Below are 11,836 nucleotides of genomic sequence, written 5' to 3'. Positions count from 1 at the left end.
TTCCATTAAATCAATTTAAAATGAAAATCGCAAAAGAGAATATCGAAATAAAACTGGAAATACCAGGCGCAATTATTCGTCAGAAAAATGGATTTGGAGATTCTACTGGTTATGGAAAAATTAGCGCTGAATATTTCAGTCTATCTGCAGGAGTAGATACATCACCTATTTTTATTGGTCTTGAAGGCAACTCGTGCCAGTGTCCACACTGGGGATTTTTATTGAGTGGTCAAATTACTACAACCAGCTCAGAAAACATTCAGGAAACAATTAACAAGAACGATTTATTTTTCATGCAGCCAGGACACAACGTTAAGGTAAATGAAGATGCCGAAATCATTATGTTCAGTCCAGAACATGAACATACCATAGTTATCAATCATATGATTGATAAAACTAAAAATTAAATCGATAAAAGTCCACATTGATTTAGTTACCATTTAAAACCTATCAAAATGACGGCTTCAAAAACAAATTCTGTAAAAGACCTCAATCCTGCCATCATCAAAAAATTCGCTGCAGACTTTAGAGGAAAAATAGTATTGCCGAACGATGTGATTTTTGATGAAACTCGAAAGGTATTCAACGCAATGATAGACAAACATCCAGGAATGTTTGCGATATGTAAAGAGGCTTCGGAGGTTACGGCAGCCATCAATTTTGCAAGAGAAAACAACTTATTAGTGGCCATTAGAGGCGGCGGACATAACGGAGGTGGCTTGGGATTATGCGACGATGGTTTGGTCATTGACCTTTCAGGAATAAAATTTGTCAAGGTCAATACCGCTGATAATACCGTGAAAGTTGGTGGCGGCAATATTTGGAGGGAAGTTGATCAGGTTACTCATAGCTTTGGCTTGGCTATTCCTTCTGGTATTATTTCCACAACCGGCGTTGGTGGTCTTACACTTGGCGGTGGTGTAGGTTATTTGGCTCGAAAACATGGACTCACGATCGATAACCTGCTGGAAGCTGAAATGGTTTTGGCAGACGGCTCTATGGTCACTGTAAATGCGAAGCAGAACACTGATTTGTTTTGGGCCATTCGAGGTGGTGGTGGCAATTTTGGAATTGTGACTTCGTTTAAATTTCAAGCGCATCCACTAACAAGCGTGTATGGAGGGCCAATGTTATGGCCTATTGAAAAAACCGAAGAAATCATGGCATGGTATCATGATTTCCTCCAAAAGGCTCCGGACGAATTAAATGGATTCTTCGCAACCTTAATTATCCCTGGCCCTCCATTTCCAGAGCATTTACATTTCAAAAAATTCTGCGGTATCGTATGGTGTTATTCTGGAAATTTAAACCATGTAAAAGAAGTGTTTGCGCCCATTTTGGCAATGAATCCCTTATTTGAAAATCTGGGAGAAATGCCTTACCCAGCCATGCAAACATTGTTTGACGGACTTTATCCTCCAGGTTTGCAATGGTATTGGCGTGCCGATTTTTTTAATGAATTAGGCGCAGAATTAAGAAAACAGCATTTAACGTTTGGCTATAAAATACCAACGTTACTATCCCAAATGCATCTATATCCCATCAACGGCGCTGCATCCAGAGTTAAAAAAGATGAAACCGCATGGGCCTATCGAGATGCAAACTATGCTGGAGTAATTGTAGGGGTTGATCCAGATTCTGCAAATAAAACTCAAATCACGACATGGTGTAAAGACTATTGGAAAGCCTTACATCCATATTCTTCAGGAGGTGCCTATTCCAATTTTATGATGGATGAAGGCCAAGCGCGCATCGAAGCAAGCTATAAGCATAACTATAAACGTTTGTCTGAAATAAAAAAAGTCTATGATCCTCATAATTTTTTCAGTGTGAATCAAAACATCCTGCCAAATTAAATATTGAACTTAACGAATTAGTCCTGCTCAACGGGATGACTGCAGTTGATGAACACCGAAAAGGTTATCATGGTCAGCTGTCGCCCAATATTCCTCCTATTGCCGAGATATTGAAGGCCAATAACTACAGCACTTATTTATCTGGAAAATGGCATTTAAGGCTTGACAATTCTTATAAATCGGAAGTGCTAAAACCAAATGGAAGCTGGCCTTTTCAACTTGGGTTGGACCAATCCTATGCATAGCGCAGCGAGATGTTATAAAGTGAATGGTTTGGTAAGAAATGATACTATTATTTACACTTTTCCATTATTATTCTATATTCTAAGAGCAAAAACTCAAGCTGATATCAGTTAGGCTTCCAATCCAAAATTCCATTTCTTGTCATTCCATGTATGAGTTAATGTATTGTATAACTCAAAATTAATTAATGGATATCATTGGACCAAAATTTGATTTTATCATACTAAATAAAAAGGTTTATGTTACTATAAGCCTTGTTTTTTTGAAGATTTTGGCTTAATTCATCAAAATCGGCATCGGATAAGCCATGGACCACCGTCAAAATTTTTCTCGAAATTCACGGTTGACATATCATCTTTATTCACTTTTTCAATGAACTTATATCAAAGCAATCGCTCTGTATTTCATTCATATTGTGCATAATAATCTTTAACAGCAATTTCTTCGTCGTCCATTGTTGCACCTTTAGCTTCGAAAACAACCCTTGAATAGACCACTAATAACTGACATATTTAAAAGCTATCTTCACAATCTGATAAAAGTCATTTTATGCCTAACCGTAAATCCTTAATTTTACTTTTATAAGGAAAGCCCTATTATTTATTCCAAACAATCAAATCAAAACCACATGAGACATCATATTTTATTACCTACAGATTTTTCAGAAAACGCATGGAGCGCTGTTCTTTATGCCTTAAAACTATATAACAATAAGCCTTGTACGTTTTACTTTTTACACGCTTGGACTTTTGTAAATACAGGATCCCGAACCTATATTACCCCAGATTATATCGATAAACTGATGGACACTTCCAGAGCGCAGCTAGCTGCCCTGAAAGAGCGCGCTATAAGGGAAAGCACCAATAGTGAGCATGAGTTTAAAACCATTTTCACTACCGATTCATTGATAGATTCTATTATATATGCCGTCGGAAAACAAAAGATAGACCTGTTAGTGATGGGAACAAAAGGTGCGACAGGTGCTAAAGAATTTCTTTGGGGAAGTAATTCTGTATCCGTGATCAATAAGGTTAAACTTTGTCCCGTCATGTTAGTGCCTGATAATTACGAATTTGAAACTCCGAATCAACTGGGCTTTCCAACGGATTTTAATAGACTTTATGGCGAAGAATTATTGGCCATAAAAAAATTAGCCGCTTTATATCATTCTGCCATTAACATCCTTCATATTAACGGCATGGATAAACTGACCGATACACAACGCAATAATTTTGATATCCTAAAAGAGTATTTAAAAAATGATCCACATACTTTTTATTGGAAATCAGATTATGCCAAAAAAGCGCAAGCCATCAAGGATTTCATCAAGGAAAACAAGATTAATATTCTAACCATGATTAATTATGAGCATAGTTTTATTGAGAAATTAACCAAAGAGCCTGTTATAAATAAAATGGGATTTCATTCCCAAATTCCATTTGTGGTCATCCCACGTATTGAACGATAGCGTTTACTCCAAATAATCTTCCAAGATTAAAATATCGTTTTATAACAGTCAAAAAAAAAATGGTGTACCTTTTCTGCACACCATTTTTAGATTTAAACTTAGGTCATTTAAACTTTTTGTTTATCATTTTCTTTAGGAATATTACCATAAATGATATTTAGTTGAAACCAACTTGCATTGGTTGTATCAAATCTATTTAGTAGTGAGCGATAGCTGTCCATCCAAGCGTTTGTCCGTTCAATTGCATATCCTTTTTTTATATATTTCTTGGTCAAAATATTCGTCCCTACCATTATTCCCATTGCGCTTGTTGAAACACACATTGGCCTTGATTTCTTTTTTCTCATAAGAGTTTCTGAAATCTTTTGAGTCAAACCCAGCACCTGCGTTCAGGAACAAGCCTTCCACGGTTATAATGGCCTGTTCGAGTGTTGAAGTGACCACCTCGCACTGTACCTCTATGGCGTAAAGGTCGTTATGGTTTCATGCCTCTTCATGATTATTGCTAACTTACTCTAAAATAAGTTCATGTCTGATCACACGATATAAAACGCCTACTGACTTTGCTTTTTCTCATCTCGTAAGATGTGCAGCACCACCATCATTTATTCAGGAGCGCTTAAAAAGCTTGAGTTAGTAGGCGTTGTAACAGGATATCAAATCTACCTTAAAATATACCTAAACGTACACTTGGTGTGTTTACAATAACTCTAGTAGAGGTTGTTGTATGTCTTGGTTGTCTTTCGTAATAATAGCCTTTGTAATGGTAGTGGTAAAACGAAGCATGGTAATAGAAATCATCACTATGGTGACAGTGCTGGTTGCAACGCTCATAATGTGCTGCATATGCCTGTTTCTTGTTTCTAATATAAGCCTTATAGGCCTTTTTGTTTTTTCGCTTTAGTTCTTTTTCATAAGCATTTTGCTCTTTCCAAAACTTCTCTTCTTCAGCTTTAGTCTTTGCACTAAATTCTAATTCAAATTTCGCGTCTTCTGCGGCTCTTTTTTCATAGTAAGAACGGTTATCAATATGGGCTTCATTGGACGATTCTATAGTTTGCGCAGTGATGGCATTTGATATACTGAAAATAACTAATAGCGCTGAAATTTTTAAGGTCTTCATGATTTTGATGTTTTAAAATTTATAGTTTATAATTGCTTTCAATAATAAGACACGACTAAAAGGTTTTACCCTACGACAATTCAATAAAAAATTAAAATTAACGTAAATATTGGATGACACCGGAACAACGATCATGATGAAAACCACTATTTAAATCACTAAAAATCAATCCCTAATGCAAATTGCCATACGCGGTTTTTAGGGCTTCCTTCATCATAGATACTCCCCATTCCTAAATGATATCTTACACCTAAACTTATTCCTGAATCAGATTTAAATCCTGTTCCAAAATTAAATCCCCAATCAAACCTTTGTGGATCAAACTCCTGTGAGGTATCAAAGAGCCCGAAATTGCTATCAAACTCTTCTTTATGGGAAATCGCCAAACCTACTTGAGGGCCTGCCTCTAAAAAGAAATGACTTACAGGATAAATTTTCAGCATCAAAGGAAGGTTCAAATAATCCAATTTTTGGGTAAATGTGCCGCCATTATCCTTGAGCTCATACCCTTGTTGGGAATACATCAATTCAATCTGAATGGCAACAGCACCAGATACAAAGGATTCTCCATAAAATCCTACAAAAAAACCATGGCGCTGCCCCGTTTCTGATACATCATCAAAACTTACAGCGGCCAAATTATAGCCTAATTTCAACCCGGCGTTAGAGGCGTTTGATTTATCCAATGAAATATTTTCTTGGGCGCCCCCTTGAAATGCAAGACTTAGCGCGAGGATTAATGTGATATAAAGTGTTTTCATTTTAAATGATTTAAATTATTTGGTTTATAAATTTTATTTGCCGCCATTAGTTCTCAAATCAGCTATACAATTGGCATCAAATTTTGGTGCAGTACTCTTGTTCACCATATTGAAAATACCTGCCCCCGAAGAGGACTTCCAATACATCAAACAATTTTCTTCTTCACAATGTTTTGAATGTGTGTCATCTTCATGATTAACTTGCATTGGACTTCCTAAATTGGTTAGCCCCAAAATATGTCCAAATTCATGGGTCAAAACTGTAGTTTCAAGCAAAGATCGACTGGGCTTGAAAGGACTATTTGTGAAGTTTGATATGGTTTCCTGGAAAATCACAAAGGAAGTATTCCAATATGCTGTGCCCAGAACAACGGTTTCAGCTGCTTCAGAATCTTTGTCAGATTTCCCGTCAGAAAAGTAGGCCCATACTGCAATTCTATTTTTGGTATTATAATGTTTGCGATGTTTTTTCTCTATTTCAGAAATATCTTGAATACTATACTTTGATTTATTTGGTGAAGGAATTGCACGTTTTTCAATGATAATGCCGCCAGGTTTGTAGACACGCTGTTCTAAAAATGACTTCAAATTATTTATAGAAGTTTGAGAAGGCTCAAAACCTTCAACATAAACCACTTCAATAATCATATTGGTAAACGTAACATCTGATAGCAGATCATTGGCAGAGCTGCCTGTGGCTTTTCTATTTGCCGCCTGATTGACACTATTTTCTACATTGATTAAATCATCGGCTTTTGAGCAAGCGCCGCAGATGATAATTCCTAACACAAGTAATAATTGTTTGTACTTCATTTATGTTTTTTTTAAATTATTTTAAAAACAGCTGCCTTAAAATGACAGCTGTTTTTTTTACATAACATTAGTTACAAATACCGTTCTAATATTAGATTTGTGATAATACTAGGGTAATTGCGGCATTTGTTTTGCTTTGCAATGAAATTGATGATTGCGAATAGCTCTTAACTTTCCAAGACTCATTAAGCAGTTCAAAGGCTGCATTACCGGAGAATTTTATGTCTAAAAAGACGTCCACTTCTGATGCTACTGCGTAAGTACCTTGAACAGTTGAGTTTACTGTATGCTTAGCGGTTAAGGTTAAATCATTTGCAAAATCAATGGTGTAATTTGCATAGTTATTTGCCGTATTCGCTCCTGCAATTATAAAGGAGTTCACCTTAAACTTACCATTGACTAAAATTGTTTCAAGCTTTTTGGCATCCTGCTTAGCTTTATCCTTTTCTACTTCTGTGGCTGTACATTCCGAAATATAAGATTGGAAATCCAAATCACTAGTAATTTCAACCTTTGTACTGCCTTCTCCTTTAACTATTGCTTTTATTGGATATTTTATTGCAAACAGAGACTTATCATCAAAATTGTTCATGTACGTATATAGCTGTTGTTTTGAATCAATAACTACACTACCTGTCTGTTCTGCCTTTAAATCATAGGTTAAAATAGTTATTGGCATTTCAATTTCCAAACAGTTGATGGCAGCTTGTGCTTGATCTTCTGCTTTTTTACAAGCGTTCATTAAAGCATCATATTCTATTTGGTTCGCCACCGTAACCTCATTATAATTGCTCATCTTAACTCTTAATGGGAATTGAAATCGGATCCTATCGTCGTCATTCGTAAAACGTCCTAAAATATTTAAAACAAGTTGATAATCTGCTTGACTTATAAGGGTGACCTTTGTATCATTAATTGTTGCAGTTACTGGTAATAAGATGGAGGAACATGACATCCCGTCTAAAAAATCATCAAAACTACCATCATACATTGCTGAACGCTCTAATTTATTTGCCGTAGCAGAAGTTGAGGAATTGGTATTTGGATTCTCACTATTATTGACATCTATTTCATCTTGACATGAGGTTAGACTTATAAAGGATAGTCCTAGGATTGCGATTAAAGATTTGAAGGTTTTCATAATTTACATTTTTTTGGTTACACTTTTTTATTTAATGTTTGTAAGCGATTTAACGCCTTTCTATAAGTAAGACTCTTGACGGTAGATTTACCCTACGGATTTTTGTAATAATTTTCATCTTCACACCTTAAACACTGTAAAACAACACTTTAAGTAATAAGTTTTTTTACCTTATTTTTGCCTATCTTAAAAACGAAACGTCGTATGAGTAGTCCCAAACATAAACTCTGTGAAGAAGTCCATTTTAATTCTTTTTATTTAGAACACCTCCAATCGGCTAGCAATTTTGCCTATTACAAGGGTGGAGATCGTGATGCTTCATTAGATTATGTACAAGATGCTTTTCAAAAAATTTGGGAGAATTGCTCTAAAATAGATCCAGCTAAGGCCAAGACCTATTTATTTACGACCATTAATAATCTTTTTTTAAATCTCGTGCGACATCAAAAGGTGGTGATGGCTTATGCCAAAGCTTCACCTTACAGAGATCAAACAAATTTAAACCCAGAATATTTAATGGAAGAAGAAGAGTTCAAAGAAAAATTACGCCTAGCCATTGAAGATTTAAGTCCTGAGCAACGTGAAGTATTTTTGTTGAATAGAATAGAAGATAAAAAATACAGAGAAATAGCTGAACTACTCGATATATCACAAAAAACTGTCGAAAAACGCATGTCTGCTGCCCTAAAAATCATAAGAGAAAAAATAGATCAGGTAAACTTCTAGGTTTTTAAATAGGGTAATTATAAATTAAAGTGTCTTATAAGTGAAAAGCATTTAAAATGGATAAAGAAAACGACATATTAAAATGGTTTGAAGGAGAGTTATCCTTTCAAGAGTTACAGAACAAATATCCTGGTGAGGATTTTTCAACTTTAGAAAAAGCGGCCTTTTATTCAAAGCAAATCCAGGTGCCTACATTAGATGCCCAAAAAGCATTAGATACATTTAAGGCTAGAAACCTCAAAAAGGAAACTCCTAAAGTAATTCCATTAAACTTTAAAAATTTCTTAAGAATTGCGGCTGTTTTAGTGGTCCTGTTATCAAGTTCCTATTTTTTGTTTTTCAATACGACCTCTTCTTTTTCCACTGCAATTGCACAAACTGAAACTTTAACATTACCCGATAATTCTGAGGTTATTTTAAATGCGAAATCTAAAATAACCTTTAACAAAAAGGAGTGGAAAAAAACACGTAATTTAAATTTAGAGGGGGAGGCGTTTTTTAAGGTAACCAAAGGAAATAAATTTACCGTAAATACAGAGGAAGGTACTATTGAAGTGTTAGGTACTCAGTTTAACGTCAAACAACGTCCAGATTATTTTGAAGTACATTGTTACGAAGGCTCAGTTAGGGTCAGTACACAATCAAAAGACGTCATTTTGACTCCAGGAAAATCCATAAGAGTGATCCGTGGACAAGTTGGGATTATAGAGAATTTCAATCTTAAAAACCCATCTTGGTTGGCCCGTGAGTCTAGTTTTGACAAAGTGCCCTTATGGCAAGTTATTAAAGAACTGGAAGTGCAATATGACATCTCTATCAACGCATCAAGCGTGGATAACACACAACTATTTTCAGGTACCTTTACTCATTCAGATAAAAACATTGCCTTACAATCTGTAACAATTCCTTTAAAATTAAGTTTTAAAATTGATGGCAAAAAAGTGGAATTTTACAACCATGGGTCCAACTAAAAATCGTGTTATTTTATTCCTCTTTTGTGGCTTTTTGTCATTTGGAGTGCAAGCACAGGAACAACTACCGTTAGTGCAATTACTAGAAATACTTGAAAATAAGTTTGATGTTAAATTCTCATATTCAGTAAATGATATTCAAAATGTGAGGGTCGCCAAACCACATCCCTCAGCCCCATTATCTGAAATCATAAAAGAGTTAAACGAAAAAACCTTATTAAATTTTAAGTTTTTAGATGAGCGGTATATCACCGTTTCAACGCTAGACAAAACGATCTCCATTTGCGGATTTGTAGTTGCCGAAAATGACAATCAACCCTTGTTCGGAGCTACCTTATCCCTTCTAAACGCCTCCAAAGGCACCATTACAGATGCCCAAGGTAAATTTCGAATGGATGACCTTCCCATTAATGCAATGCTATCCGTTTCTTATTTAGGGTTTACGCCTCAAGTTTTTAGCGCAAAAGATTTAAGATCGACTGGAAATGACTGCATCACCATAGTCATGGAAGAACAGAATCAAGCGCTTAATCAAATTTTGATTTCTAAATTTTTAACTACCGGTTTACAAAAGTCAATTGATGGGAGCACCATTTTAAATGCAGAAAAATTCGGCATTCTTCCAGGACTTACTGAGCCAGATATTCTACAGTCCATTCAAGCATTACCTGGGGTGGAAAGTATCAATGAGAGCATCGCAAACATCAATGTACGTGGCGGTACCAATGATCAAAACTTGATTCTTTGGGACGATATTAAAATGTACCATTCTGGCCATTTTTTCGGACTCATCTCTGCTTACAATCCCTATTTGACCAATAAAGTGGTGGTTACCAAAAATGGTACCTCAAGTGAGTTTAGTGATGGTGTTTCCAGCACCATCAACATGTCTACCAAAAACGATATCAATTCTGAATTTTCGGGTGGTTTTGGTGCGAATTCAATTCATGCAGATGCGTTTGTAGAGGTTCCAATAAGTAAAAAATTAGCTTTCCATGTTTCTGGCCGACGTTCTTTTACAGATGTCTTCAACTCTCCTACCTATGACAATTATTATGAACGTAGTTTCCAGGATAGTGAAATCTCTGCCAATAGCGGCAAGGTTGGTGAGAACAACCAAAAATCAGATTTCTATTTTTATGATTATACAGCAAAACTACTTTTTGACCTCAACGAAAACCATAAGTTCAGAGCCAATCTAATTGGTATCAGCAATCATTTGGAATATATAGAAGACTACCAAGCTAATTCTGGACAAAGCACCTCTAAAACCAGCTTTTTAAATCAAGAAAACATTGGGCTTGGAGCCAGTTGGGATGCCATTTGGAATCGTAAATTCAGCTCAAATGTATCGACATTTTATTCACAATATAATGTAGATGCCATTGATTATAAAATAGAAACCGATCAACATCTTACCCAAGACAATGAGGTATTGGAAACAGGGTTAAAGTTTAAGACCAAGTATAAATTTTCTAAAAACATAAATTTCTTAAATGGTTATCAGTTTAGCGAAATAGGCGTCTTAAATGGAACCACGGTAAATGCACCATCCTATGTATCCATTCAGAAAGATGTTCTATTAAACCATGCACTTTTTAGCGAGGTGGAATATAAAAACAAAACCACTTACCTGCGTTTGGGGGTCAGAGGTAATTACTTTCAAAAATTCAACAAATTTATTATTGAACCTCGGTTAAATTTTAGACAGAAATTAATCGATCAATTAGCATTGAAACTGCAGGGCGAATTTAAAAACCAATCCGTTAATCAGAATATTGACTTTGAATATAATTTTTTGGGTATAGAAAAAAGAAGGTGGATTTTAGCGGATAATTCGACAATTCCTATTTCAGAAAGTAAACAGGGATCCTTTGGTTTTGAGTATCATAAAAATAATTGGTTGGTAGATATTGAAGGCTTCTATAAGCAGGTTGATGGTATTACCACTTCCAATCAGGGCTTCTATAATAATTTTCAATTTATCAATGCTACCGGAGGTTACACTGCTAAAGGCGTAGAGTTTTTAATCAATAAAACTGGCATCAATTATAGCACTTGGTTGAGTTATACTTACAGTACAAATACCTATAATTTTGAGAATTTTTCCCCCTCAGAATTTCCACATAATGTAGACGTACGGCATTCATTCTCGACGGCATTCAATTTAAATATCTTAGACAATCTTGAAGTCTCACTTGGCGGCATCTGGCGAACGGGAAGTCCGTACACAAAGCCCCTTCAAGGAAAGGAAACCGTAAGGGATGGAAATAATTATAGAGTAAACTATGATTCGCCCAACAAGGAGAATCTTGATGATTTTATGAGGTTGGATGTTTCTTTAAATTATGATTTTAAATTTTCAAAAGGCATACAAGGCATGGTCAGGGCTGGCGTTTTAAACGTAACAAACCAAGAAAATACGATTAACAGATATTTCAAAGTAAATCCTGAAAATTCAAACACGACTCTTAAAACCGATCATAAATCACTGGGATTAACCCCCAATCTCAGTTTAAGAATTAAATTTTAAAGTCTGCTGAAGCTTATGAACTTGCATCATTCTGTTCTGTTGAGAATTTCAAAGTATATTTAAGATCAATCTCTTAGTTTGTTTAGTTGCTTTTATTCTGTAAAATCTGTCCATGCCATTCAAAATAGCAAATGAATCAAAAATAGACCTGTTAGTAACCAAAGAGCCTGTTATAAATAAAATGGGATTTCATTCCCAAGT

At 35.4% G+C, this 11,836-nt stretch carries 12 protein-coding genes; 7 read left to right on the top strand and 5 right to left on the bottom strand.

Going from position 1 to position 11,836, the window contains the following annotated elements:
- Positions 1–20 precede the first annotated feature (20 nt).
- From ACOH2D_RS10990 to ACOH2D_RS10975, 4 genes are all read left to right on the top strand, one after another.
- Positions 21–407 (top strand): cupin domain-containing protein, encoded by a 387-nt coding sequence (locus ACOH2D_RS10990; protein ID WP_348036498.1) that lies wholly within the window; start codon positions 21–23, stop codon positions 405–407.
- 48 nt (positions 408–455) lie between these two features.
- A complete protein-coding gene (locus ACOH2D_RS10985; protein WP_348036499.1) occupies positions 456–1,856 on the top strand; it encodes an FAD-binding oxidoreductase in 1,401 nt (466 codons plus the stop codon).
- Between the two features lie 35 nt (positions 1,857–1,891).
- On the top strand, positions 1,892–2,101 hold the full coding sequence (locus tag ACOH2D_RS10980; RefSeq protein WP_348036500.1) for a hypothetical protein: 210 nt from the start codon (positions 1,892–1,894) through the stop codon (positions 2,099–2,101).
- Positions 2,102–2,727: 626 nt separating this feature from the next.
- Complete coding sequence (locus ACOH2D_RS10975; protein ID WP_348036501.1) at positions 2,728–3,567, top strand: universal stress protein; 840 nt, start codon at positions 2,728–2,730, stop codon at positions 3,565–3,567.
- A 107-nt stretch (positions 3,568–3,674) separates the two neighbouring features.
- Here the strand turns inward: ACOH2D_RS10975 and ACOH2D_RS10970 are convergent, their stop codons facing one another.
- From ACOH2D_RS10970 to ACOH2D_RS10950, 5 genes are all read right to left on the bottom strand, one after another.
- Positions 3,675–3,914 (bottom strand): hypothetical protein, encoded by a 240-nt coding sequence (locus ACOH2D_RS10970; protein WP_348036502.1) that lies wholly within the window; start codon positions 3,912–3,914, stop codon positions 3,675–3,677.
- Between the two features lie 320 nt (positions 3,915–4,234).
- A complete protein-coding gene (locus ACOH2D_RS10965) occupies positions 4,235–4,690 on the bottom strand; it encodes a hypothetical protein (RefSeq protein WP_449535249.1) in 456 nt (151 codons plus the stop codon).
- Between the two features lie 158 nt (positions 4,691–4,848).
- Positions 4,849–5,451: a porin family protein gene (locus tag ACOH2D_RS10960; RefSeq protein WP_348036504.1), complete on the bottom strand. Its 603-nt coding sequence runs from the start codon at positions 5,449–5,451 to the stop codon at positions 4,849–4,851.
- Positions 5,452–5,484: 33 nt separating this feature from the next.
- A complete protein-coding gene (locus ACOH2D_RS10955) occupies positions 5,485–6,264 on the bottom strand; it encodes a membrane metalloprotease (RefSeq protein WP_449535248.1) in 780 nt (259 codons plus the stop codon).
- Between the two features lie 91 nt (positions 6,265–6,355).
- Entirely contained in the window at positions 6,356–7,405 is a 1,050-nt protein-coding gene (locus ACOH2D_RS10950) for a hypothetical protein (protein ID WP_348036506.1), read from the bottom strand.
- Between the two features lie 204 nt (positions 7,406–7,609).
- Between ACOH2D_RS10950 and ACOH2D_RS10945 the strand changes: the two genes are divergently transcribed.
- Genes ACOH2D_RS10945 through ACOH2D_RS10935 form a run of 3 tightly spaced genes read left to right on the top strand, consistent with a single transcriptional unit; the run spans position 7,610 to position 11,635 of the window.
- Positions 7,610–8,131, top strand: coding sequence for an RNA polymerase sigma factor (locus ACOH2D_RS10945; protein WP_348036507.1), 522 nt, complete (start codon positions 7,610–7,612; stop codon positions 8,129–8,131).
- Between the two features lie 56 nt (positions 8,132–8,187).
- A complete protein-coding gene (locus ACOH2D_RS10940; RefSeq protein ID WP_449535247.1) occupies positions 8,188–9,102 on the top strand; it encodes a FecR family protein in 915 nt (304 codons plus the stop codon).
- The gene (locus tag ACOH2D_RS10935; RefSeq protein ID WP_449535246.1) at positions 9,062–11,635 is read left to right on the top strand and encodes a TonB-dependent receptor; all 2,574 of its coding nucleotides are present in this window, start codon (positions 9,062–9,064) and stop codon (positions 11,633–11,635) included. Before ACOH2D_RS10940 ends, ACOH2D_RS10935 begins: the two co-directional genes overlap by 41 nt.
- Positions 11,636–11,836: the final 201 nt, after the last annotated feature.

The organism is Gelidibacter sp., from assembly GCF_053579655.1.
Note: the sequence above shows the minus strand (reverse complement) of the source record. Positions and strands in the feature narration are given on the sequence as shown.